The 23215-nt window shown below is 72.5% G+C and carries 21 protein-coding genes and 1 pseudogene; 10 read left to right on the forward strand and 12 right to left on the reverse strand.

All coding sequences use genetic code 11. The features are described 5' to 3' along the window. Positions 1-85 precede the first annotated feature (85 nt). Positions 86-1273 (reverse strand): L-2-hydroxyglutarate oxidase, encoded by a 1188-nt coding sequence (lhgO, locus tag ACXJKF_RS19545; protein ID WP_456789392.1) that lies wholly within the window; start codon positions 1271-1273, stop codon positions 86-88. A gap of 54 nt (positions 1274-1327) precedes the next feature. Continuing rightward, positions 1328-2665 (reverse strand): hypothetical protein, encoded by a 1338-nt coding sequence (locus ACXJKF_RS19550; protein ID WP_456789393.1) that lies wholly within the window; start codon positions 2663-2665, stop codon positions 1328-1330. 218 nt (positions 2666-2883) lie between these two features. Here ACXJKF_RS19550 and ACXJKF_RS19555 point away from each other — a divergent pair, with 218 nt between their 5' ends. From ACXJKF_RS19555 to ACXJKF_RS19570, 4 genes are read left to right on the forward strand one after another with little or no spacing between them, the layout of a single operon-like run. Beyond that, positions 2884-4023 (forward strand): DegT/DnrJ/EryC1/StrS family aminotransferase, encoded by a 1140-nt coding sequence (locus tag ACXJKF_RS19555; RefSeq protein ID WP_456789394.1) that lies wholly within the window; start codon positions 2884-2886, stop codon positions 4021-4023. Between the two features lie 40 nt (positions 4024-4063). After that, entirely contained in the window at positions 4064-4996 is a 933-nt protein-coding gene (locus ACXJKF_RS19560; RefSeq protein ID WP_456789395.1) for an NAD-dependent epimerase/dehydratase family protein, read from the forward strand. Further along, on the forward strand, positions 4996-5451 hold the full coding sequence (locus tag ACXJKF_RS19565) for an acyltransferase (RefSeq protein ID WP_456789396.1): 456 nt from the start codon (positions 4996-4998) through the stop codon (positions 5449-5451). Before ACXJKF_RS19560 ends, ACXJKF_RS19565 begins: the two co-directional genes overlap by 1 nt. After that, a complete protein-coding gene (locus ACXJKF_RS19570) occupies positions 5448-6635 on the forward strand; it encodes a glycosyltransferase family 4 protein (RefSeq protein ID WP_456789397.1) in 1188 nt (395 codons plus the stop codon). The genes ACXJKF_RS19565 and ACXJKF_RS19570 overlap by 4 nt, the downstream gene beginning before the upstream one ends. Before the next feature lie 279 nt (positions 6636-6914). On the opposite strand, the pseudogene ACXJKF_RS19575 reads toward ACXJKF_RS19570, so the two are convergent. Both ACXJKF_RS19575 and ACXJKF_RS19580 read right to left on the reverse strand, forming a co-directional pair. Continuing rightward, a pseudogene (locus ACXJKF_RS19575) lies at positions 6915-7589 on the reverse strand (Gfo/Idh/MocA family protein); the annotation flags it as partial. Beyond that, complete coding sequence (locus ACXJKF_RS19580) at positions 7586-8686, reverse strand: DegT/DnrJ/EryC1/StrS family aminotransferase (protein WP_456789398.1); 1101 nt, start codon at positions 8684-8686, stop codon at positions 7586-7588. The gene ACXJKF_RS19580 and the pseudogene ACXJKF_RS19575, both read right to left, overlap by 4 nt. Positions 8687-8855: 169 nt before the next feature. On the opposite strand from ACXJKF_RS19580, the gene ACXJKF_RS19585 reads away from it, so the two are divergent. Continuing rightward, positions 8856-9548, forward strand: coding sequence for an acyl-ACP--UDP-N- acetylglucosamine O-acyltransferase (locus ACXJKF_RS19585; protein WP_456789399.1), 693 nt, complete (start codon positions 8856-8858; stop codon positions 9546-9548). Beyond that, a complete protein-coding gene (locus tag ACXJKF_RS19590; protein ID WP_456789400.1) occupies positions 9545-10582 on the forward strand; it encodes a lysylphosphatidylglycerol synthase domain-containing protein in 1038 nt (345 codons plus the stop codon). The genes ACXJKF_RS19585 and ACXJKF_RS19590 overlap by 4 nt, the downstream gene beginning before the upstream one ends. A gap of 9 nt (positions 10583-10591) precedes the next feature. Here ACXJKF_RS19590 and ACXJKF_RS19595 read toward each other — a convergent pair whose 3' ends face one another. Together ACXJKF_RS19595 and rfbC are read right to left on the reverse strand one after the other, a co-directional pair. Continuing rightward, positions 10592-11701 carry a glycosyltransferase family 4 protein gene (locus ACXJKF_RS19595; protein ID WP_456789401.1) on the reverse strand — a complete coding sequence of 370 codons (1110 nt, stop codon included), beginning with the start codon at positions 11699-11701 and terminating at the stop codon, positions 10592-10594. Positions 11702-11706: 5 nt separating this feature from the next. Continuing rightward, positions 11707-12324, reverse strand: coding sequence for a dTDP-4-dehydrorhamnose 3,5-epimerase (rfbC, locus tag ACXJKF_RS19600; RefSeq protein ID WP_456789424.1), 618 nt, complete (start codon positions 12322-12324; stop codon positions 11707-11709). Between the two features lie 90 nt (positions 12325-12414). Between rfbC and rfbD the strand changes: the two genes are divergently transcribed. From rfbD to ACXJKF_RS19615, 3 genes are all read left to right on the forward strand, one after another. Further along, on the forward strand, positions 12415-13269 hold the full coding sequence (gene rfbD / locus ACXJKF_RS19605) for a dTDP-4-dehydrorhamnose reductase (RefSeq protein WP_456789402.1): 855 nt from the start codon (positions 12415-12417) through the stop codon (positions 13267-13269). A gap of 123 nt (positions 13270-13392) precedes the next feature. Further along, positions 13393-14268 carry an NAD-dependent epimerase/dehydratase family protein gene (locus ACXJKF_RS19610; protein ID WP_456789403.1) on the forward strand — a complete coding sequence of 292 codons (876 nt, stop codon included), beginning with the start codon at positions 13393-13395 and terminating at the stop codon, positions 14266-14268. Next, positions 14265-16247 carry a DUF7657 domain-containing protein gene (locus tag ACXJKF_RS19615; RefSeq protein ID WP_456789404.1) on the forward strand — a complete coding sequence of 661 codons (1983 nt, stop codon included), beginning with the start codon at positions 14265-14267 and terminating at the stop codon, positions 16245-16247. The genes ACXJKF_RS19610 and ACXJKF_RS19615 overlap by 4 nt, the downstream gene beginning before the upstream one ends. Here the strand turns inward: ACXJKF_RS19615 and ACXJKF_RS19620 are convergent. Genes ACXJKF_RS19620 through ACXJKF_RS19635 form a run of 4 tightly spaced genes read right to left on the reverse strand, consistent with a single transcriptional unit; the run spans position 16220 to position 19710 of the window. After that, entirely contained in the window at positions 16220-16603 is a 384-nt protein-coding gene (locus ACXJKF_RS19620) for a DUF2304 domain-containing protein (protein WP_456789405.1), read from the reverse strand. The two genes, ACXJKF_RS19615 and ACXJKF_RS19620, sit on opposite strands and share 28 nt — an antisense overlap. Then, positions 16600-17343 carry a glycosyltransferase family 2 protein gene (locus ACXJKF_RS19625; RefSeq protein WP_456789406.1) on the reverse strand — a complete coding sequence of 248 codons (744 nt, stop codon included), beginning with the start codon at positions 17341-17343 and terminating at the stop codon, positions 16600-16602. Before ACXJKF_RS19625 ends, ACXJKF_RS19620 begins: the two co-directional genes overlap by 4 nt. Positions 17344-17353: 10 nt before the next feature. Further along, a complete protein-coding gene (locus ACXJKF_RS19630) occupies positions 17354-18619 on the reverse strand; it encodes a hypothetical protein (RefSeq protein WP_456789407.1) in 1266 nt (421 codons plus the stop codon). Continuing rightward, complete coding sequence (locus ACXJKF_RS19635) at positions 18616-19710, reverse strand: glycosyltransferase family 4 protein (RefSeq protein WP_456789408.1); 1095 nt, start codon at positions 19708-19710, stop codon at positions 18616-18618. Before ACXJKF_RS19635 ends, ACXJKF_RS19630 begins: the two co-directional genes overlap by 4 nt. A gap of 119 nt (positions 19711-19829) precedes the next feature. Here ACXJKF_RS19635 and ACXJKF_RS19640 point away from each other — a divergent pair, with 119 nt between their 5' ends. Beyond that, the gene (locus ACXJKF_RS19640; protein WP_456789409.1) at positions 19830-20729 is read left to right on the forward strand and encodes a glycosyltransferase; all 900 of its coding nucleotides are present in this window, start codon (positions 19830-19832) and stop codon (positions 20727-20729) included. On the opposite strand, the gene ACXJKF_RS19645 is transcribed toward ACXJKF_RS19640, so the two are convergent. After that, a complete protein-coding gene (locus ACXJKF_RS19645; protein ID WP_456789410.1) occupies positions 20730-21803 on the reverse strand; it encodes an acyltransferase family protein in 1074 nt (357 codons plus the stop codon). 194 nt (positions 21804-21997) lie between these two features. Beyond that, positions 21998-23056: a hypothetical protein gene (locus ACXJKF_RS19650; RefSeq protein WP_456789411.1), complete on the reverse strand. Its 1059-nt coding sequence runs from the start codon at positions 23054-23056 to the stop codon at positions 21998-22000. Positions 23057-23215 lie beyond the last annotated feature (159 nt).

Genomic DNA, 23215 nt, shown 5'->3' on the forward strand with positions numbered 1-23215 from the left:
GCGGTCGATCGCGCGCGACGCGGCACGGGTCACCGGCCACTCGCCAGGCGGTCCGGTTCGTCCCGGTCTGCCGAGGGGGAGCGCCTCAGGCGCGGACCGCGTCGACCTCGTCCACGAGGTGCGCGGCGATCTCGAGAGCCGCGGTCGCGGCGGGGGACGGGGCGTTCAGGACGTGCACCTGTCGCGGTGCGCGCTGGACGAGGAAGTCGTCGACGAGGGTCCCGTCGCGTCGCATGGCCTGTGCGCGGACGCCCGCGGCGGACGGCACGAGGTCCGCAGCAGTGATCTCGGGCACCAGCTCGGCGAGGCTCGCAGCGAACCGCGTCCGCGACAGCGACCGGAGGACCTCCTGCGCGCCGGGTCGCAGGTTGCGGGCACCAAGCCGCCACAGCCCCGGCCAGCTCAGCGCGTCCACGACGTCGCGGACGTTCACGTCCGACCACCGGTACCCCTCACGGGCCAGCGCCAGCACGGCGTTCGGTCCGGCGTGCACGGACCCGCCGACCATCTTGGTCAGGTGCACCCCGAGGAAGGGGAAGCGCGGGTCGGGCACCGGGTAGATGAGCCCCCGGACCAGGTCGGAGCGCTCGGGCACGAGCTCGAAGTACTCGCCCCGGAACGGCACGATCCGGGCGTCGGGCGTGAGGCCGGACGCCGCGGCCAGACGGTCGCTGAACAGCCCGGCGCAGTTCACGAAGGCGTCGCCGGTCACGTCGCCGTCCGAGGTCTCCACCACGACGTGCGCACCCTGCGTCCGGGCGGCGGCGACCACCGTCCCGAGACGGATCTCGCCGCCGTGCTCGACGACCGTGCGCGCGAGCGCGTCACAGACCCCGCGGTAGTCGACGATGCCCGTGCTGGGCACGTGCAGCGCGGCGACCGCGCGGACGTGCGGCTCGTGCTCGCGTGCCGCGGCGGGGGAGAGCAGGGTCGCCTCGATCTCGTTCGCCTTGGCGCGCTCGGCCAGCTTGTGCAGGGCGGGGACCTGGGCGTCGTCCGTGGCGACGACGAGCTTGCCCGTGCGCTCGGTGGCGACGCCGTGCTCGGCGGCGAACGCGGCCATGGACCGGGCGCCCGCGCGGCTCATCCGCGCCTTGAGGCTGCCGGGTGCGTAGTACAGGCCGGAGTGGATCACCCCGGAGTTGCGGCCCGTCTGGTGCGCGGCGAGCCGGTGCTCCTTGTCGAGGACCACGACGTCGTCGCCCCGCTGGGCCAGACGTGCGGCGACGGCGAGGCCGACGATGCCGGTTCCGACGATGACGATGCGGGCCACGGGCGCTCCGGGAGAAGGAAGGGACAGGTCGACGAGCGGGCGTGCGGTMTCGCGCTAGGAGCCGGCGAGCGAGGGGGCGGACTGCCACGCGAGCCAGAACGCGACGAGCGAGACCACGACGAGCGTGATCTGCAGCCATCGCGCACGGACCTGCGAGGCGGCGAGCGCGACCGCGAGCGGCACGAGCGACAGGCCGTAGCGGCCCTGCGTCGGCACGTAGTACCGGGTGACCACCCAGTTCATGACGACGAGGGCGACCGGGGCGAGGACGGCCGACGCGAGCAGGCCGATCGCGAGGTTGCGCTGCACGGCAGCCGTGTCCCGCGAGAAGACGAGCCAGCCGGCCACACCGAACACGACGACGGTGAGCAGGATCGCGAAGCCGCGCGCCGTCCCCGTGCTCCACGGGTAGACGAACGCGCCGACGTTCTCCAGCACCTGCGGCACGGTCAGGTGGTCGACCACTGCCCACGGGTACGGCTCGACGTCGCTGGTCCGCGACATCCGCCGGATCACGACCCAGGCGAGGGTGGCCGCGATCGCCGTCCCGCCGAGGTTCACGGTGTCCCACAGCCGTCGCCGCGGTCGAGGCCCGTCGCCCTGCAGCCACACGTACGCGGCGAGAAACGCCGCGCAGCCCGCCATGACGATGACGAGGTTGGTGAGCTTGACCGTCGCAGCGAGCAGAGCGGCGAGGGTGACGAGCCACCACCCCACCTTGTCCTGCAGCCGCGCCGCCACCACGAGTGCGACGACGGCGCCGACCAGCGCACCGGTCGAGTGCGGCGTCACGTACTGGAACTGGACGTTGACGATCGACAGCCACAGCACCGTCGACGCCGCCGCGGCGGCCGCGGCCACGGGCGCCCCGAGGCGTCGGGCCAGGAAGAAGATGATCGTCATGGTCAGCGAGCACCACACGATCCCGAGCAGCCGTGCCGCCGTGACCATGTTCTTGGTGATGCCGATGTCGAACGGCAGCTGGGACAGCGCAGCGACGGTCCAGTGGTACACCGGAGGGTCGATGTCCGCGGTGTTGAAGAACTCGACGTCCGAGTCGGCCGTGCCCTTGCAGACGGCGACGTTCGGCACCAGCGCCGACGCGTCGACGCCGCGGCACCCCAGCTCCTGCAGCGTCTCCTCGTCGAGGGTGTCGCCCTGGTGCATCAGCAGCTGGCCGTCCTGGATGCGGATCAGCGTGTCGATGTAGGAGAGCTCGTCCTGCGGGCTGATGCCCGGGGTCTCCCGGATGCGCTGACCGAGGAACGGGGCGCTGATCAGCAGCGCGCACCCGAAGACGATCAGGAACTGGACGATCGGCGACCGCAGCAGCCGGCGAGCGAGGGGGAGGGATCGGGTCGCGTCCTCAGGGGGAGCGAGCTCGGTCGTCATGGCGGTCCTTCGGTCCGGGGAGTCGCCACAGGGTACCCGCGGATACGGGCCGAACCTGACTCGCCGGGTAGGGTAGGCGGGCCCTGCAGGTCGGGTCGCGGACCCACGTCCAGCGGCCCGGGCCCGCGTCGCGGCGTTCCGGCGTCGCGGCGCCGCGACCGCCGACCGGCACGTCGCCACCGGCAACCGACACGGGTTGCCCCGTCTCGAGGAGTCACATGACCGAGGTCGTCCCGCTGGGGCAGCCCACCGTCGGCAGCGAGGAGCTCGACGCCATCGCCGAGGTGTTCGCCTCGGGCTGGCTCTCCGGCGCCGGACCGGCGTGCAAGGCGTTCGAGGCCGACTTCGCCGCGGTCTCGGGCACGCAGCACGTGCTCGCCACGTCGAACTGCGGGTCGGCGCTGCACCTCGGTCTCGACGTGCTCGGCGCCGGTCCCGGTGACGAGGTCATCGTCGGCGACTACACGTTCCCCGCCACCGGCCACTCGGTCATGTGGACCGGTGCGACACCTGTGTTCGCCGACGTCCGCCCGGACATCTGGAGCGCCGACCCGGCGGCCGTCGAGGCCGCCATCACGGAGCGGACCGTCGGCATCCTCGCGGTCGACGTCTTCGGCCAGCCCGCCGACTACGACGAGCTGCGTGCGATCGCGGACCGGCACGGGCTGTGGCTCATGGAGGACGCGGCATGCTCCGCCGGCGCCACCTACAAGGGCCGTCCGGCCGGCTCGCTCGCCGACGTCGCGACGTTCAGCTTCCACGGCCGCAAGGGCATCACGGCCGGCGAGGGCGGTGCGCTGACCACGGACCGCGACGACCTGGCCAGCCACGCCCGCAAGCTGCACACCTACGGCATCGAGCCGGCGCTCTCCCGCGAGGGCGCCCAGGAGCTGCCCGTGCCGTCGTTCGACGAGGCGGGGTACAACTACCGCCTGTCCGACGTGGCCGCCGCGATCATGCGGGTGCAGGTCAAGCGCCTGCCCGACCTGCTCGCGTCGCGCCGCCGGGCCGCCGCCGGCTACGCCGAGCTGCTGGGCGACCTCGACCTCGTCACGCTCCCCGCCGCGCTCGACGACCGCGAGCACCCGTGGCAGTCGTACGTCCTGACGCTCGACCCGAGCCTCGACCGCGGTGCGGTGGCGCTCGAGCTGCGCGCACGCGGCGTGCAGTGCAACTTCGGGACGTACGCCTCGCACCTGCAGCCCGTCTATGGTGGTCGCCAGAACCTGCCGGTCTCGGCCGACCTCTTCGCCCGGCACCTCGCGGTGCCGATGCACGCCAACCTGACCGACGCCCAGGTGGAACGCGTGTCCGACGTCGTGCGCGACGTCGTCACCGCACCCGCCTCGCGTCGCTGACGCCCACCCGCACGCACCGACCAAGGAGCCCTCGTTCGTCATGGCAGACAAGAAGACCGTCTTCATCACCGGTGGTGCCGGGTTCATCGGCCTCCACGTCGTCCCGATGCTGCTCGAGAAGGACTACAAGGTCCGCATCTTCGACAACATGTTCCGCGGTGACCGGGACGCGGTCGCCGCCCTCGCGCAGACGGGCGACGTCGAGCTCATCGACCAGGACGTCCGGTACGGCGGCGCGGTCCACCAGGCGATGAAGGGTGCCAGCCACGTCATCCACCTCGCGGCGGTGTCGATCAACAAGAGCCAGTCGGACCCGTACGAGTCGATGGACATCAACATGATCGGCAGCCACAACGTGTTCGCGGCGGCCGCCGACCACGGCGTGGAGCGCCTCGTGTACGCGTCGAGCGCGTCGGTCTACGGCGACCCGGAGAAGCTCCCGATGCACGAGGACGACGAGCTGTCGCCGCTGACGCCGTACTGCATCGCGAAGCGCACGGGCGAGGACCTGCTCGGCTACTACCAGCGGCGCTCGAACCTCTCCTGGATCGCGCTGCGGTTCTTCAACGTCTACGGCCCCGGGCAGAAGACGACGGCGTACTACACGTCCGTCATCAACCACTTCGTCAACCGGCTGCGCAACGGCGAGGCGCCGGTCATCGACGGCAAGGGTGAGCAGTCGATGGACTTCATCCACGTCCACGACATCGCGCGCTCGGTCGTGCTCGCCCTCGAGTCGGAGCAGGCGAACGTGCCCGTCAACGTCGGCACCGGCATCGACACCTCGATCGCCGACCTGGCCCGGATCCTCATCGACGCCGTCGGCGCCGACGTGGAGCCGATCTTCAACCCGCGCGACGTCCTGGTCAGCCGCCGCGCGGCCGACGTGACGCGCGCGAAGGAGATCCTCGGCTTCGAGCCGACGATCGCCGTGGGCGACGGGATGGCCGACCTCATCCGGAACGGCGGCTGATGGAGGTGCGTCGGCCGGGGGTCCTCCCCGAGAACCCGTACCACGAGCTCGCCTGGATCGTCGGTGAGCCGTCGATCGGTGAGGGCACCTGGATCGGTGCCTTCACCGTCATCGACGGCTCCGGCGGACTGACGATCGGTGCGGGCTGCGACATCAGCGCCGGCGCCCAGATCTACACGCACAGCAGCGCACGCAGGTGCGTCTCGGGCCGGCGCTACCCGACGGTCGACCGGGCTCCGGTGACCCTCGGGGACCGCGTGTTCGTCGGTGCGAACGCCGTCATCACCATGGGCGTGACCATCGGCGACGGCTCCGTGATCGGGGCCGGCGCCGTCGTGACGCAGGACGTCCCGGCCGGCGTCGTCGTCGCGGGCGTGCCCGCCCGGGTGGTCTCGACCGTCGAGCTCGACGAGGACGGCACCCCGGCGTTCGTCCGGGTGCCGGACGCCACATGAGGATCGTCGTCGTCAACAACTTCTTCCCGCCGCGGGTGGGTGGGAGCTCGCACCTCGCGGACGCCCTCGCCCGCGGGTACGCCGAGCGTGGCCACGAGGTGCTCGTCGTCACGGCGTCCTACGGCGACGCGCCCGCGCGTGAGGTCCGCGACGGGCTGCGGATCGTCCGGCTGCCGTCGGTCTCCCTGCCGGAGACCCGGCTCGCGGTGAGCTTCGACATCTCGTTCGCGTCGCGGCCCAGCCTGGGCCGGCGGCTGGCCGCCCTGCTCGACGACTTCCGGCCGGACGTCATCCACCAGCACGGCCAGTTCTTCGACCTGACGTGGGCGACCGGCATGTACGCACGGCGGCGCGGGATCCCGGTGCTGCTGAGCGTGCACACCCGCCTGGAGAATCCCAAGGCGCACTACCACGGGGTGTTCCGCGTCCTCGACGCGACGATGGTCAAGCCGGCGCTGCGGATCTCGCAGCCGCGTGTCGTCGTCATGGACGTCCTGATGGACGAGTACATCAAGGGTCGGTACAAGGGCGCGTACCGGGGGCTGGACTACATCCCCGTCGGCGTCGACCCGGCCTGGACCGCGGGGGGCGACGGGTCGGCGGCGCGCGCCGCGCTGGGACTGGACGCGCAGGTGCCCCTGATCCTCTCGCTCGGTCACGTGATCCCGCTGCGGGACCGCGTGGCGCTGGTTGAGGCGATGCCGGACGTGCTCGCGGAGTTCCCGGACGCGAAGCTCGTGGTGGTCGGCAAGGTGTACTACGACGCGTTCGAGCAGCGTGCCGACGAGCTCGGCATCCGGTCGTCGGTGATCTCGGTCGGCGCCATCCCCAAGGCGCAGGTCCCGGACTTCCTCGCGGCGGCGGACGTGGAGTCCCACGAGCAGGGCATCGGGCTCGGCACGGCGACGCTCGAGGCGATGGCCGCGGGCGTCCCGGTGGTCGCGCCGGCACGGGAGGACAACTTCCCGACGATCCCGCTGCGGAACCGCGAGGATCTCTGGTTCGTCGCGCCCGGTGACGTGCCCGGACTCGGCACGGCGCTGCGCGAGGTGCTCCGCGACCGTGAGCGCGGGCGCGCGGTGGGCGCGAACGCGCAGGCCGTCGTGCACGAGTCGTTCTCCCTCGAGCACGTCCTCGACCAGCACCTCGACGTGCTGGGCAAGATGGTGGCCAACCGGGGCTGAGGCCCGACGACGAGAGGCGCGTGCCAGGACCCTGCGGTCCGGCACGCGGGCGCGCTCGGCGTCCGCGTCGACCGTGCCCGCGAGGATGCCGAGGAACCGGTCGAGCTGGGCGGCGAGCGGCTCCTGCGACGTCACGAGCTCGGGGATCTCGATGATCGTCTGCTGGCGGTACCCGCGGCCGTCGTCGGCCGACTCGCCCGACACGTGCCGGTAGACCGTCACGTCCCGGCGCAGCAGGTCCACCTCGATGAGGCGGTCCAGCTCGTGGATGGTCAGGGACCGCACCTTGCGCTGCCCGAGCCGGCTCGCGGAGACGCTGGCCACCGCGCCCGAGTCGAACCGCAGGAGCGCCTCGACGACGTCCTCGGCGCCCGCGACGGACGTCGGGTGGTAGTGGCCGACGGCGGCCTCGATGTGCGAGACGTTGCCGCCGATCACCTGGAGCGCGAGGTCGACGTCGTGCACGAGCAGGTCCCACGCCACGCCGGTGCGGATCCGCGGCGCGTACGGCGAGTGCCGGACGCCGGTCACGTGGATCGGCGAGTCGATCATGGTCCGGGCGGTCAGGACGGCGGGGTTGTACCGCTCGAGCAGGCCGCACATGATCGGGACGCCGCGCGCGGCGGACAGCTCGAGGACCTCGATGGTCTGCGTCAGCTTGTCCGTGACGGGCTTCTCGACGAGGAGCGGGACGTCGGCCTCGAGCACCTCGCGCGCGAGGCCGAAGTGCGCCTCGGTCGCGGCGGCGACGATCACCGCGTCGACGTCGGAGAGCGAGCCGATCTCGGGCCGCCAGGTGGCACCGAAGCGGTCGGCGAGCKCCTGGCCGACCTCGGGACGGGGGTCGACGACGGTGACGAGCTCGGCACCGGGGTGCTGGGCCGTGACGCGCGCGTGCAGCGACCCCATCGCGCCCGCGCCGACGAGCAGGATCCGGGGAGCGGCCACGGTCATGCCCCGAGGATCTTGCGGACGGACTCGACGACGTGCTGGACGTCGTCGCCCGAGAGCTTGGGGTGGACGGGCAGGGAGACGACCTCGGTCACCACCTGCGCGGCGACGGGGACGTCACTGATCCGCACCCGCGGGTGGGTGCGGTACGTCTCGTAGTCGAAGACGAGCTTCGGGTAGTAGATGCCGCTGCCGACGCCGGCCTCCGTCAGCCGCGTGACCAGCTCGTCGCGGCTCACAGCCGCGTCCGCGGTGACCCGGACCGTGAACTGGTGCCAGACGTGCTCGCGGCCGGCCAGCTGGCGGGGGACGACGAGGCCGGGCACGTCCTGCAGGCCCTCGATGAGCGCCGCGGCGTTCGCCCGGCGGTCGGCGACCTTGGCCGCGTACCGGTCGAGCTGGGGGAGCACCACGGCGGCCTGCAGGTCGGTCAGCCGGTAGTTGTGGCCGGCGACCTCGTACTGGTAGCGCGCACGCATGCCCTGGTTGCGCAGCACCCGCAGCCGGTCGGCGATCCCGTCGTCGTCCGTCGTGATGATGCCGCCCTCGCCGGTGGTGAGGTTCTTCGTGCCGTAGAACGAGAAGCAGCCGATGCCGAAGCTGCCCGCCGCGCGGCCCTCGAACGTGGCCCCGTGCGACTGCGCCGAGTCCTCGACCAGCACGAGGCCGCGGCGCTGCGCCAGGTCGGTGAAGGCGGACGCCTCGACGGTCTGCCCGTACAGGTGGACCGGCATGACGACGCGCGTCCGGTCGGTCAGGGCCGCCTCCGTGGCCGCGGGGTCGAGGTTGAAGTCCTCGTCGCGGATGTCGGCGAACGTCGCCGTCGCGCCGGCCTCGAGGATCGCGTTCAGCGTGGCCACGAACGTGAACGGGCTCGTGACGACCTCGTCACCGGGCTCCAGGTCCTGGACCTGCAGCGCCGCCACGAGGGCGGTGGTCCCGTTGTTGACGGCGACGGCGTGCTTGACGCCCGTGAGCTCGGCGAAGCGGCGCTCGAACTCGGCGACCACCGGACCCTGCGCGATCATTCCCGAGCGCAGGACCTTGAGGACTTCGGCCTCGACCTCGGGACCGAGCTCGACGGAGGAGATGGGGATCACGACAACGACCTCGACTTCGGGGTGCGGCTGGTGGGATGCGGCCACGACGGTACCAGCGGCGCCACGTTTCGCCGCATGCCCCCAGGTCAGCCCCTCGACACGCCGTCGAGGCGCGAGGGCGTCACGAGCCCGGGTAACATCGGTGTGCTATGTCTGCGCTCGGAGGAACATGAACTCGATCCATCCCACGGCCGTCATCGGAGACGGTGTGGTCCTCGGTGACGGCAATGTGATCGGGCCGCACGTCGTCCTGTACGGCCCGCTGGAGATCGGCGACGGCAACTGGATCGGCCCCGGCGTCACGATCGGTACGCCCCCTGAGGTGCGCGGCGTGGAGCACGTGGCGCAGTGGGAGTCCGCGCCCACCGGGCCGGGGATCGTCATCGGGCACCGCAACGTGATCCGCGAGCAGACGCTGATCCACCAGGGGTGGCAGCAGCAGACGGTCATCGGTGACGACTGCTTCCTGATGAACAAGGTGTACGTCGCGCACGACTCCGTCGTGGAGAGCGGCTCCACGCTGGCGTCGACCGTGACCATGGGCGGGCACGTGCGGATCGGTGCGGGCGCGAACATCGGGCTCGGCAGCGTCGTGCACCAGCGCCGCTTCGTCGGCGCGGGCGCCATGGTCGGGATGGGATCGGTCGTCACGCGCGACGTCCCGCCGTTCGCGCTCGCGTTCGGCAACCCCGCCCGGGTGCGCGGCGCCAACCGCGTCGGGATGACCCGCCGCGGTCTCGACGAGGCTGCCGTCGACGCCATCAGCACGTTCTACGAGCAGGGCCTGGTGCCCACCGCCGACGACGTGCCGGACGAGCTGCGCGACGAGTTCCTCACCTGGGAGAAGGTGTCCGCTCCGTGAGCGTCGAGCAGGTCGTGCCCGAGACGCCGCCCCGCACCACGAAGCAGCGTCTGCTGGTGGTCGGCCGGTGGGTGCTCATCCTCGTCGTCGTCGCGGCCGCCGTCTGGCAGGTGGTCTACCAGTGGGACGAGGTCTCGGTCGCGCTGCGCCAGGTCAACGCCCTGTCCATCGCGGCGTCGTTCGTGGCGGTCGTCGTCGGCATCATCGCCGGCGCGCTGAGCTGGCAGGCGCTGCTCGACGACATGGGACCGAAGGTGGGCGTCGCCCGCGGCGGTCAGGTCGTGCTCGTCGGGCAGCTGGGCAAGTACGTGCCCGGCTCGGTGTGGGCGTACGTGCTCCAGATGGAGCTCGGTCGCCGCTACGGCATCGCTCGCGCACGGGTGTTCGCCGCGAGCCTGTTCGCCGCCGGGATCGGCGTGGTCGCCTCGCTGGTGCTCGGCCTGGCGGCGATCCCCGTGGTGATGGACGGGCACCAGGACCTCCTGTGGCTGTTCGCGCTCCTCCCGCTCGGCCTCGTCTGCCTGCTCCCGCGCGTCATGACCTACCTCGCCGGGCTGGTGTTCCGCATCCTGCGCCGCCCGCCGCTCGAGCACCGCCTCGGCGGGCGGGTCGTCGCGCGGTCGTTCGGGTGGGCCGTGTTCTCCTACACGTGCTTCGGCGTCCACCTCTGGATCCTGGCGAACTCGCTGGTCGACCCCGGCGTCACGACGCTCCTGCTGTGCGTCGGCACGATCGCCATCGGGCTCACGGCGGGTCTGTTCGCCGTGTTCCTGCCGTCGGGGGTCGGAGTCCGCGAGGCCGTCATCATCGCCGCGCTCAGCACCGTGATGACCACCGGTGCAGCGACCGGGCTCGCCGTCGCGTCGCGCCTGATCTTCACCGTCGCGGACCTGCTGGTCGCCGGCGCCGCGGCGCTCGTCGCCGTCCTGGTGCAGCGCCGGTCCCTCGAGCACACCGCGGCCGACGAGCAGGACCACCCTGAGCTGGTGCACGAGGCCGAGCTGGCCGAGCACGCGCAGTCGGTCCCGCGCTGAAGGCCGCCGTCAGCGGGTCCCGCTGACCTCGCGGTAGACACCGACGGTCGAATCGGCCGAGCGCTCCCACGAGAAGTCCTGGGCCCGCACCGTCGACCGTGCGACCAGCTCGTCGTGCGCGGCGCCCGTGGCCTGCACCAGCGCCTCGGCGAGCGCGTCCACGTCGAGCGCGTCGACCAGCAGGGCCGCGTCACCGGCGACCTCCGCGCACGCCGTCCCCGCCGACGTCACCACCGGGACGCCGTGCTGCATGGCCTCGAGGACGGGCAGGCCGAACCCCTCCCGGATCGAGGGGAAGCAGAAGGCCCGTGCCCCGGCGTACGCCGCGTCGAGGTCCGCCCGGTCCAGCGAGCCGAGCACGTGCACCTTGCCGTGGTCGAGCTCCTCGCCGATCGCCGGGAGCCGGCCCCAGCCCTGCGGACCGACCAGGACGAGGTCCACGTCCGCCAGGGCGGCCCGCTGGTAGGCCGCCAGGAGCGTGGGCAGGTTCTTGCGCGGCTCGACCGTCCCGCACCACAGCACGTAGTCGCGCTCGACGCCGTGCCGCCGGCGCCAGTCCGCGAGGGCCGCGTCGGACGGGCGCGTGATCCGGGCGCCGTGCGGCACCACGGTGATGCGCGCCGCGTCGAGCCCCTCGGCGACGCACTCGTCGGCCGTGACCTGCGACGGCACCAGCACGGCAGCGGCGTCGTCGCGCACGCGGTCCAGGGCTCGTCGGAAGAACGCGTTGCCGCGGGCCGTGAAGTGGCTGCGGTCGTGCAGGAACGCGAGGTCGTGGACGGTCACCACGAGGGGTCGCCGCGTCGGCGGGATCGCCCACGTCGTCGCGTGCACGACGTCCGTGCCGGGCACCACGTGCTCGGCGCGCGGCAGGTGCAGCAGCTGCCACGCGTCGTAGAGCGCACGCCGGGGCAGCGGGACGCGGCGGACCGGGATGGTCACCGGCCAGGCCGACGGCGGCGGCTCGCGGTGCCACCCGGCGATGCCGACCGCGTCGACGCCGGACCGCTCGGACAGCGCGCGGCTCAGCTCCACGACGTAGGTGCCCGAACCACCGGGCGTGCGCTGCCAGACCTGCTCGACGGTGAGCGCGACGCGCAGGTCGTGGGGGCCTGTCACGCGGGTCAGCCGCGCAACGTGCCGACGTAGCGCTCGACGTCCTCGAGCGTCGGGAGCAGCCCTCCGGTGCGCGCCTCCTCCAGGGTGGGCGCGACGAGGTCCTTCTCGGACAGCTGCGGCGAGATGCTGCGGCCCTGCCGGTCGACCGTCGGCCAGTCGATGCCGATCGCGGGGTCCAGCGGGTGGATCCCGTGCTCGCGGCCCGGGGAGTAGCCGGTCGAGCACAGGTAGACGACGGTCGAGTCGTCCTCCAGCGACAGGAACGCGTGGCCCAGGCCCTCGGAGAGGTAGATGGCGCGCCGGTCGGTGTCGTCGAGCAGGACCGCGTCCCACCGGCCGAACGTCGGCGACCCGACCCGGATGTCGACGGCGACGTCCAGGACCGCGCCCTTCACGCACGTCACGTACTTGGCCTGGCCCGGGGGCACGTCGGCGAAGTGGATGCCGCGCAGGACGCCGGCCGCGGAGACCGAGCAGTTTGCCTGCCGCAGGTCGAGCGGGTGACCGACGGCCTCCTGGAAGGCCTCGTCCTTGAACCACTCGAGGAAGACGCCCCGAGGGTCACCGAACTGCTTCGTCGTGATCTCCCAGGCGCCGGGAACGGCGAGCTCGCGGAACTGCACGGGTTGTCTCCTCATGGTCGAAGTGTGCCGAGCCACTCTAGGCGGCTAATCTTGGCCGCCGTAGTCGTGAGCGAGGTTGGGGAGACAGTTGTGCGCTGGTTGGTGACGGGAGCTGCCGGGATGCTCGGCAGCGACATCGTGGCGACGCTGCGCTCGGCAGGCGTCGAGGTCACCGCCGCCGACCGTGCCACGCTCGACGTGCTCGACGTCGACGCCGTGGCCGCGGCGGTCCGCGGGCACGACGTCGTGGTCAACTGCGCCGCGTGGACCGGGGTCGACGACGCGGAGACGCGGGAGGCCGACGCGTTCCGCCTCAACGCCGTCGCGCCCTCGCTGCTGGCCGCCGCGGCACGCCGCAACGGCGCCCGGCTGGTCCAGGTCTCGACCGACTACGTGTTCGACGGGCACGCGTCGACCCCGTACGCCGAGGACGGCGCCGTGGCCCCTCGGTCCGCGTACGGACGCACGAAGGCCGCGGGGGAGTGGGCCGCGCTCGCGGGCTGCCCCGACGGGATCGTGGTCCGCACGGCATGGCTCTACGGGCACAACGGGAACTGCTTCCCCCGGACGATCGCGCGCCTCGCCGCGGAGCGTGGCGGGCTCGACGTGGTCGACGACCAGGTCGGGCAGCCGACGTGGACGAAGGACGTGGCGCGGGTCGTGCTCGACCTCGTCGCGGCGGAGGCCCCCGCCGGGATCTACCACGCGACCTCGCAGGGCACCGCGACGTGGTTCGGCTTCGCGCGCGCGGTGGTCGCCGCCGCCGGGCTCGACCCGGAGATCGTCCGGCCCGTGACGAGCGAGCAGTTCACGCGTCCCGCGCCGCGCCCGGCGTACTCGGTCCTCGGCCACGACCGCTTCGCCGACGTGGGCGTCGCCCCTGTTCCCGACTGGGCGCAGCGGTGGGAGGCGGCGGCCGCGGAGGTGCTGGCGCCCGCGCCGTGACCGCTGCCGCGACGGTGATACCTTTCGCGGCAGGTTTCGCCGTCCGCAGCAGGACCGCGACGGTCACGGTAGGTGGAGAGTCTGCATGCGAATGGTGAGTCGCCCGACCATGGCGCAGCCGGTATGACGCGCCCGGTCGTCCTCGTCACCGGGGCCGGTGGGTACATCGGTCGGCACGTCGTGGAGGCGCTGGTCGCACGCGACGCCGACGTCGTCACCGTCGAGCGGGACCCGCAGGGCGCACCGCCCCCGCCGGGAGTCCGGCGCATCGAGGCCGACATCTTCGCGCACCCCGGGGACCGGTTCGAGCGGCTGGGCTCGCCGGACGTGTGCCTGCACCTGGCCTGGGAGGCCGGCTTCGTGCACAACGCGCCGGTCCACGTCGAGCGGCTGCCTCAGCACCTGGACCTCCTGCGGGAGCTCGCGCGCAGCGGGGTGGGTCGCCTCGCGGTCATCGGGTCGATGCACGAGGTCGGGTACCACGAGGGTCCCGTCGTCGCGACCACGCCGACGCGTCCGCTCTCCCTGTACGGCGTGGCCAAGAACGCGCTCCGGCAGGCCCTCGAGATCGAGCTCGCCGGTGGTGACACCGTGCTGCAGTGGCTCCGGTGCTTCTACGTGACGGGGGACGACGAGGGCAACGCGTCGGTGTTCTCCAAGATCGCGGCGGCCGCCGCCCGGGGGGAGCGGACCTTCCCGTTCACCAGTGGCCGCAACCTCTACGACTTCCTCGACGTCGGCGAGCTCGCGCAGCAGATCGCCGCGGTGACCCTGCAGGACGAGGTCAGCGGGATCATCAACTGCTGCTCCGGGGTCCCGATGTCACTGGGGGAGCGCGCCGAGCAGTTCATCCGCGAGCGAGGGCTCGACATCGAGCTGGACTACGGGCGGTTCCCGGACCGGCCGTACGACTCGCCGGGAATCTGGGGGGACGCCACCCTCGTGCGCGCCGTCCTCGAGCGCGAGGCCACCGGCCGCGACGCGGCAGCACCGCGGTGAGGGCCCGGCACGTCCTCGACCGGGTGCTGAGCCCGCTGCGCACCCTCAACGGCCTGCGGCTGCGCTGGCAGGTGCTGCTCGGGGTCGCGGCGTACCTCCTGGCCCTGGCGGTGCTGGTCGTCACCACGATCAACGGCTCCTCGTCCGGCGCGTTCTACCGCGACTTCTACGACGGACGGGACCCGCGGCTCCTGCTCGGCGGACCGCGTGGCCTGCGCAGCGACGAGTGGATGGTGACCACGCCGCTGCTCATCGGGCAGATCGAGCAGGGACTGCCCCGGTTCAGCCGCGTGATCCCGGGCGGCCTGGACGTCTCCGTCCTGTTCGACGTCCCGTACCGCGACGTCTGGGCGGTGTTCCGCCCGCAGAACCTCGGCTTCGGTGTCCTCCCGCTGGACAACGCCTTCGCGCTGCGCTGGTGGCTCCCGCTGGTCGCGCTCGGCATCGCCGTGCACACGCTCGTCGTGGTCGTGTGGCGCAAGCCGCTGGCGGCCCTGGCGGTCTCGGTCGCGTTCGCGTTCTCGCCGTTCACGCAGTGGTGGTTCGGCGCCGGGACGTACTGGCCTCTGACGTTCGCGGTCATGGTCTGCCTGAGCGTGGTCGTCGCCGTCCGCCCCACACGCGCGTGGGTGCGCTGGGTCACGGCCGGCCTGACGGCCTACGTCGCCGTCGTCGCCGCCATGACGATGTACCCGCCGTTCCTCGTGCCCTGCGCGCTCGTCGCGGCGGCCTTCGTCCTGGGGACGCTGGTCGACGCACGCCACCTCGCCTGGCGCACCCGGCTGGTCCGGCTGGTCCCGCTGCTGGTGAGCGGGGCGGTCGCCGCCGTGGTGCTCGTGCTGTTCCTCACGACGCACGCGGCGACCCTCGACGACATCACGTCGACCGAGTACCCGGGCGACCGGCGATGGCCCACAGGCGACCCCACCCAGTTCCCCTGGGCGCCCATGTTCGCCGGAGTCTTCGGCATCGGGCTGCGGGCGTCGACCCCGGAGGGCTTCGCCATCAACGCGAGCGAGGGCTCGAGCTTCCTGCTGACCGGCCTCTACCTGCTGCCGGTCGCGCTCGTGCTGCTGCGGCCGCGTCGCCGTCCAGGCCGGGTCGACGGCACCCTGGCGGCCCTCCTCGGCATCCTGGTCGTCCTCGTGGCCTTCGTGTACGTCCCCGGCTGGGACGCCCTCGCCTCGCTCCTCCTGCTCGACCTGACCAGCCTCCCGCGACTCATCGTGGGGTTCGGGCTCGTCGCGCTGCTCGTCCTGGTGGTCGTCGTGGACCGGGTCTCCCAGGAGGGTCCCGCCGCGCGCTGGGTGGCCGGGGTGTCCGTCCTCCTGGTGCTCGTGGCGCACGCACTGGTCGCCCTGTACTTGCGCGCGAACGCCCCGCAGGTCCTCTCCGAGTTCTGGTGGTGGCCCGTGCTGGTCGTCGCGTTCGCCGCGGCCGTGTGGATGTACGCGCGCGGCAGGGCGACGCTGCCGTCCGTCATCGTCGCGGTCGTGGCGCTGGCGATGGTGGCGGGGGTCGTGCCGCTGTACCGCGGCGTGCTGGACCTGCGCCAGACCGAGCTCGGCAAGCTCGTCGAGAGCGTGCAGGACGAGGACCCCGGGAACTGGGTCGGCCTCGACGACGGTGCGGTCGTCGCCGTGCTCCGCGAGTCCGGGGTGCCGTCGTTCAGCGGCGTGCAGGGCTGGCCCTCGGACGAGATGTGGGACCTGATCGACCCGACCGGCGCGAACGAGTCCGCGTGGAACCGCTACGCCTACGTCGGCTGGACCGCGGACCCCGCGGCGCCGCCGATCGCCCTGCCGGCGGCTGACGCGCTGACGCTGCGGTTCGACTCCTGCGCCCAGTTCGCGCAGCAGCACGTCGACTACGTCGCCACCGCCGAGCCTCTCGAGCAGGACTGCGTGCAGGAGATCGCGAGCACGACGACGCCCGACGCGACCTACCGCGTCTACGAGGTGGTGTCGTCCGCGCCCTGAGTGTCGCCGGACGTCGCCGCCTCGACACCCTCGACCCGGAGGCCGAGCAGGGCGATCTCCTCGGCGAGGGTGCGGGTCGTCTCCTCCGCCCGGGACAGCTCAGCACTCAGCTGGATGCACACCGCGAGGACCGCGACGAAGCCGAGCAGGAAGACGAGGTTGATCGGGGTCTGGACCCCGACGAGCCGGGCGAGCCAGCCCGCCAGGTCAGGGAACACGCCGAGGATGACGACGGCGAGCGCGAGCACGATCCACAGGCCCGCGTACTTCTCCTTGAGCCGCCGGCTGCGCAGCAGCCAGAGCAGCAGGAGGACGACGACGGCGCTGATCGCGAGCGCGAAGGGGTACGCGGTCATGCGTCGGGACYTCCGGGGACCGGTTCACGAGGACGGCTGAGGGCGACGACGAGCGCCAGCAGCGCGCGGCTGAGGAACACGGCTGCCTTGATGGGACTGTGCGACGGTCTGCCGCCGGCCCGGGGACGCATCTCCACGCCGACCTGCCGGATGGTCAGCCCGGCGCGGGACGCGATGACGATGGACTCGATCGTGTCGCCCAGGTACTCGGCCGGGTAGTTCGAGGTGAACAGGCGGATCGCCGGGCGGGCGCAGAGCTTGAGGCCCGAGGTGGTGTCCGTGAGCCGGGTGCCCGTGACCCGCGACAGCACGACGGACAGCAGTCGCATCGTCCACCGCCGCGGCCCGCGGACGTCGTAGGCGCCGACGCCGGCGAACCGCGCGCCGATCACGATGTCGGCTCCCTCCGCGTCCATGACCCGTGCCAGCTCGGCGACGCCCCGGGGGTCGTGCTGGCCGTCCGCGTCGAGCTGGACGGTCCTGTCGTACCCCGCGCGGAAGGCGTACGTGTAGCCGGCGCGCATCGCTCCGCCGACGCCCAGGTTCACCGGGAGGTCGAGGACGGCGGCGCCCGCGCGTCGGGCCACCGTGCTCGTGCCGTCGGTGGACCCGTCGTTGACGACGAGGACGTCGGCGTCGGGGAGGGTGTCGCGGATCTCCGAGACGACGGCAGCGATGGTGGCCTGCTCGTTCCACGCGGGGATGATGGCGAGCAACCGTCGGGACGGCTGGTGCTGCATGGCGCGCACTCTACCGGCGCGCGACGCGGGCACGGCGCAGGGCCACGAGGTGCACGACGATGCCGACGAGCGGCCCGACGAGGAGTCCGGCGACGGTCCGCGCCTCGATCGTCCACGGGGCGACCAGCAGGGCCACCGTGACGACGGTCGCGACGATCCAGCCGGCGGAGAAGGCGCGGTGCAGGTCCAGCGCCACGGTGGTCGCGCCGGTCAGCGTCAGCAGGGCCAGGCCGATGGCGGCCGCGGTCAGCCCCGCGAGCACCGCGCCGGACACCTCGTACTCCGGACCGAACAGCAGGGTCATGAGCGCGGGCCCGACGAGGTAGGCGAGCGCCGAACCCACGAGCCCGGCACCGACGAGCGCGAGCACGACGGGCCGGAGCGCGCGCAGGCCCTGGTCCCGGTTCTCCAGCACGTGCGTGATGACGACGCCCTGGAACGCGCTGAGCGGGATGAGGAGCGGCGCGCGCGTCAGGGACACCGCGAGGATGAGGGGAGCGGCGGTCGCGAACTCCGCCGGTGTCGACGTGAGCCGCAGCAGCACCGGGAACCCGACGAGCAGGACGGCACTCGCCGCCGACGCGGCCATGGCGTGGGAGAGGCCGCGGACGAAGGCGGGCCACGGCACGTCGACCCGGGCACGGACCGTGCGGCGGTAGGGCGGCGCCAGGAGGAGCAGGACCCACGTGCACGCGCCGGCCGCGGCCGCCGCCTCGAACCCCGCGACGGCGGCACCCGCCGCGGCGGCGACCGCCGTCGCGGCGACCCGGACGAGCGCCTCGAGGCCGACGAGGTCCGCGAACCGGGTCCACGCCCCCATGCCGGACAGGGCGCCCGCCTGGGCGCTGTGCCCGGCGAACAGCAGGACGGCGGCGACCACGACCACGAGGTCGCCGACGTGGTCGTCGCCCAGGACGCGACCCGCCCACAGCGGTGACGTCGCCGCGACGACGACGGCCAGCACGGCGCCGACCGCGAGCCCGACCGGCAGTGCGCGGGCGCCCCGGATGCCCTCCTGCGCGGCGCGACGCACGCCGCGGGTCGTCTCGGTCTGCACGCCGGCGAGGACGCCGAACATCCCGAACATGAGCGCCCAGAAGGCGAGGAAGTCGGCGTTGGCGGCGGGCGTCAGCGTCCGGGACGCCAGCACCAGCACGACGTAGCCACCGGCGGCGGCGACGACCGACGCGGCGGCGACCCGCGTGGCGCCGCGACGACCGATCGCGACCGGTGGTCGGGACCCGGCCGCCGAGCGGTCATCGGTGGACGGGCTCACGACCGTGCCGCGGCGAGATACGCCTCCTCGTGGAGCTGTGCGGAGCGGTCCCACGTGAACTCGCGGACGCGCTCGATCCCCGCTGCCCGCAGGCGCTCGTGGTCCGCCGCGGCCCGGGTGATCCCGTCGGCGATCGCGTCGACGTCCGTGGGGTCGAACAGCACGGCCGCGTCCCCGCACACCTCGGGCAGGGCGCCCGCGTTCGACGACGCGACCGGCAGCCCGGACGCCATCGCCTCCAGCGGGGGGAGCCCGAACCCCTCGTACAGGCTCGGGAAGGCCAGGACGCGGGCGCGGCGCATGAGCTCGCGCAGCTCCGCGAGGGGCACCAGTCCGCGGACGTCGACCCACTCCGGCAGCGGGCCGAGCCGGTCGAGCGCGCCGCCGGTCAGCACGAGGCGCAGGTCGGGGTCGTCCTCGCGCAGCCGCGCAACCGCCTCGACGAGGCGGGCGTGGTTCTTGTGCGGCCAGCTGCGGGCGGGGAAGAGCACGAAGTTCTCCCGACCCTCCGCACCGGCGACGGTGAAGCCGTCGGTGTCGACACCGAGCGGCGCGACCACCACACGGCTGTCGTCGAGGCCGAGGTGCTCGACGATCCGCTCGCGGGAGAACTCGCTGATGGTGATGACCACGTCCGCGCGCCGGGAGACGTTCTCGTAGAACACCCGCCGGTAGGCGTGGTCGACGCGGGTGAACAGGTGCGGCAGGTCCAGGTGCTGCACGTCGTGCAGCGTGACGGCGACGCCCGGCCCGCGGGGCGCGGGCAGGTTGACCGTGAACGGCAGGTGCACCACGTCCGCGCCCTGCAGCAGGCGCCGGATCCGGCCGCGCTGCAGGACGCCCGCCTGCAGCAGCGTGTCGATCCTGCCGACGGTCCCGGTGCGTCGTCCGACGCCCGGCAGGACCGTCTCCGGCACGTCGCCGTTGGTGCCCTGGGCCGACGCGGGGACGAAGGCGTGCACCGCGACGTTGTCCCGGCGTGCGAGCGCCGCGAGGAGCTCGCGCGTGTACGTCTCGGTGCCGCCCATGCCGCCCGGCACGAGGGTCGGCATCGACACCGCGACACGCAACCGGGTCTGACCCTGCGACATGGGGCTCCTTCTCGTGGGGTGGACCGGCACGCCGGCCGGGCACTGCACCATCTTGGTGCACGTCGCCGAGGGTCGGTGCCGTCCGTGGTGTGACCCGTGCAACGACTAGGCTCGCCGCTGTGCCGCTCGACATCTTCGTCCCGTTCTGGGGCGACCCGGACCTCCTCGAGACCACCGTCCGCAGCGTCCTCGCTCAAGACAGCGACGACTGGGTCCTCACGGTCGTCGACGACGCCTACCCCGACCCGCGTCCGCGCGCGTTCGTCGAGGGGATCGACGACGAGCGCGTCCGCTACGTGCGGCACGAGTCGAACGTCGGGATCACCGAGAACTACCGGTCGTGCGTCGCGATGGCCACGCACGAGCACGTCGCCCTGCTGGGCTGCGACGACGTCCTGCTGCCCAGCTACGTGCGGACCGTCCTCGCAGCGCACGCGCGTGTCCCCGAGGCCGCGATCATCCAGCCCGGGGTCCAGGTCATCGACGCCGACGGCACGGTCGTGCGCCCGCTCGGCGACCTGGTCAAGGACCGGCTGCGCGGTCGGGCGACCCGGCACGGGCGCCTGCTGCGCGGCGAGGCGCTCGCCGCGAGCCTCCTGCAGGCCGACTGGCTCTACTGGCCGTCCCTCTCGTTCCGCCGCGACGCCCTGACCAGCGTGCCGTTCCGGGACGGGATGCCGATCATCCAGGACCTGGCGATCGTCGTGGACCTCGTGCTCGCGGGCGGGTCGCTGCTGGTGGAGCCCCGTACCTGCTTCCAGTACCGACGGCACGCGTCGAGCGCGTCGTCGGCGAAGGCGTTCGACGGCTCACGGTTCACGGGGGAGCGGGACTACTTCTCGCTCGCGGCGTCCCTCGCGGACGCGCAGGGCTGGCACCGGGCGGCTCGAGCGGCCCGCTGGCACCTCACGTCGCGCCTGCACGCACTCACGCTGGCACCCGCGGCGGTGCGGGCGCGCGGGCTGTCGGGCGTCGGGGTGCTCCTGCGCCACGCGCTCGTCCCGCTGCGGAAGGCCTGACTAGAAGAAGCGCACGAACTGCACGGCGAACAGGGCGACGAACACCGACGCGCAGATCGCCAGGACGCGGGGCGTGCCCGCGTCGACCCTCGCCCGCAGGCTCCGGTACATGCGCATGTCGAGCCAGCCCAGCGGAATCGAGAGCAGCAGGGCGACCACGACCGCGAGGAGGAACGAGCGGCGTGGGCTGAGCAGGGGAAACACCGCGTACACGGTCCTGATCACCGGGACGTGCAGCAGGTAGAGGGCATAGCTGTAGTTGCCCAGGTGGTTGCCGAGCCGGCCCAGGACCGTGTCCCCGAAGATCGTGCGCCACCCCGTGAACCGCACCAGGCTCAGTACGAGGAGCGCAGCACCGAACCCCAGTCCMCACCGGCTCCAGGTGACGTTGATGCTCGATCCCAGCTGCCACGTGGCGGTACCGACGATCAGCGCCAGGACCGGGTGCGGCGACCACCGGGTGACGACGATCGGCAGCAGCATGCCGAACGCGAACGCGGTGTTGATCGCGACGAACGGCAACTGGTGGGCGGGGAACACGTTGACCGCGGGGTTGTCGGGCCGCAGGACGTTGTGGATCAGGATCAGCCCGAGCCAGCCGATGAGCGCGGACGCGGCGGACTTCTGCAGCTTCAGGGCGATCAGGACGGCGACGAAGATGTAGAACACGATCTCGAAGACGAGCGTCCACTCGACACCCAGCGCGTAGGCCGAGCCTCCGTACGGCAGGAGCAGGAGGGCGTTGATGTCGAGGGGTGGCTTGATCGGCGACCACCGTCCGGCGAGGACGACCAGCGCGACGATGACGAAGTAGATCGGATAGAGCCGCACGACGCGGTGCAGGAGGAACCTGCTGGCGTCGTAGCGCATCATCATGACGCTCATGAGGTAGCCCGACAGGGCGAAGAAGACGGCGACCCCGACGGCCCCGAGCCACGACGGGACGACGCTGACGGCCCACTGGTCGCCCCGCATGATGCTCAGGTAGGCGGCGCCGTGGTACAGCAGGACCGCGAAGGCGGCAGCGAAGCGCAGCCACTGGAGGCTGTAGATACGTCCAGCAGTCCCCGCCACCGCGCGTGCTCCTTCTTCGTGGGACGACGCGATGCCGGGCCGCCGGTCTGTTGCCAAGCAGAACCGTAGTTCACCGCCGGACGCGCCGTGAACGCCCGTGGGACCCGGTGCCGGCCAGAGGCCGAGCCGGGTCCCACGGGTGGTGTCTCACCGTCACGCGGCGCCGGAGGAGAGACCCTCCGACCCGGCGTGGGTCAGTTGGCGACGCGCAGGAAGAACGCGATGCCCTCGTACGTGTAGCCGGGGATGGCCTTGACTGCCTCGATCTCGGCGGGGTTCGCCGAGTAGAAGTGCGTGCCCGAGGCGGGGCGGAAGAACCGGTGCATCGCCGACAGGCCTGCGCCCGGAGCGGCGGCCACGCGACCGGCGACCCCGTCGAGCGAGTACTGCGGGTACGTCAGGACGGCCGCGTACTCCGCGGGCGCCGAGGTGTAGAAGTGCGTGCCCGCGGAGGCCAGGAAGAAGCGGTTCAGGTCCTGCAGCGGCACCGTCGCCGACGTCGCGTGCGGGCCCTTGATGTAGGCCACGAGGCCCTCGTACCGGTACTCGGGGAACCCGATGACCGTGTTCCGCTCACCGGCGGACGTGGAGTAGAAGTGCGTCCCGGCGCTCGGCTTGTAGAACCGGTAGAGCGGGAGCTCGTCCGCGGCGGGGGTGCTGTGGGTGTACTGGACGAGGATGAAGTACGCGAACAGGCCGTACGACGACTCGGCGAACGCGATGCCGGAGTCGGTCACGTTCGAGGCCACGCCGTCGAAGGCGAGGTTCTCGAGCACGAAGTCGACGAACTCCGGCATGTCGGCGCTGGTGGCGTTCTCGTACCAGTACAGCGACTGCGAGCCGTCCAGGGCGCCGGCGGGCACCTTCGCGGCGACGTTGGGGTCCAGGTCCGGCTCGTACGTGTTCACCTGGGTGCTCAGCCACGCCGCGGCCTGGCTGTCCAGGGCCCCGTGGCGGATCACCGGGTTGACGCCGGCGCTGTTGATGCGCAGGAGGTTGAGCTCACGGAACGTGGCCCACTCGGTGTCGGGGAACGCGGGGCTGGCCAGCGTGGTGGCCTGCGCCACGGCGTCGTCGCCTGCGACGGCGGCGCCCTCGGCGGCGGCTGCCGGCTCGAACGCGGAGCTGAGCTTCTGCAGCGAGCCCGAGTCGTCGACCGGAGCGGCGGCGGTGGCGCCGGCGGTGGCGCCAGCGAGACTGACGACGAGAGCGAGGACCAGGGTAGGCCTGATCAGGGTGGTGCGAGCGCGCACGGGTGTCCTCCTACGGTGCCGATGCCGCGACGAGTCAGCCCACGGCGTGCTAACCGTAGAGGTCCACGAGGACCTGCTCAGGCGATTTTCGGTGAAACGTCCGAACTTCTGGTGACGAATTTCACCCGGGCAGGCCCGACCCGCGGGAGCGGTCCCACG

The organism is Cellulomonas sp. P5_C5 (assembly GCF_054049655.1).

Bases quoted from the DNA above. Each gene is read 5' to 3' on its own strand.
- ACXJKF_RS19550 (WP_456789393.1), bottom strand. From the start codon at position 2,665: ATGACGACCGAGCTCGCTCCCCCTGAGGACGCGACCCGATCCCTCCCC.
- ACXJKF_RS19555 (WP_456789394.1), top strand. From the start codon at position 2,884: ATGACCGAGGTCGTCCCGCTGGGGCAGCCCACCGTCGGCAGCGAGGAG.
- ACXJKF_RS19560 (WP_456789395.1), top strand. From the start codon at position 4,064: ATGGCAGACAAGAAGACCGTCTTCATCACCGGTGGTGCCGGGTTCATC.
- ACXJKF_RS19565 (WP_456789396.1), top strand. From the start codon at position 4,996: ATGGAGGTGCGTCGGCCGGGGGTCCTCCCCGAGAACCCGTACCACGAG.
- ACXJKF_RS19570 (WP_456789397.1), top strand. From the start codon at position 5,448: ATGAGGATCGTCGTCGTCAACAACTTCTTCCCGCCGCGGGTGGGTGGG.
- ACXJKF_RS19585 (WP_456789399.1), top strand. From the start codon at position 8,856: ATGAACTCGATCCATCCCACGGCCGTCATCGGAGACGGTGTGGTCCTC.
- ACXJKF_RS19610 (WP_456789403.1), top strand. From the start codon at position 13,393: ATGACGCGCCCGGTCGTCCTCGTCACCGGGGCCGGTGGGTACATCGGT.
- ACXJKF_RS19620 (WP_456789405.1), bottom strand. From the start codon at position 16,603: ATGACCGCGTACCCCTTCGCGCTCGCGATCAGCGCCGTCGTCGTCCTC.
- ACXJKF_RS19635 (WP_456789408.1), bottom strand. From the start codon at position 19,710: ATGTCGCAGGGTCAGACCCGGTTGCGTGTCGCGGTGTCGATGCCGACC.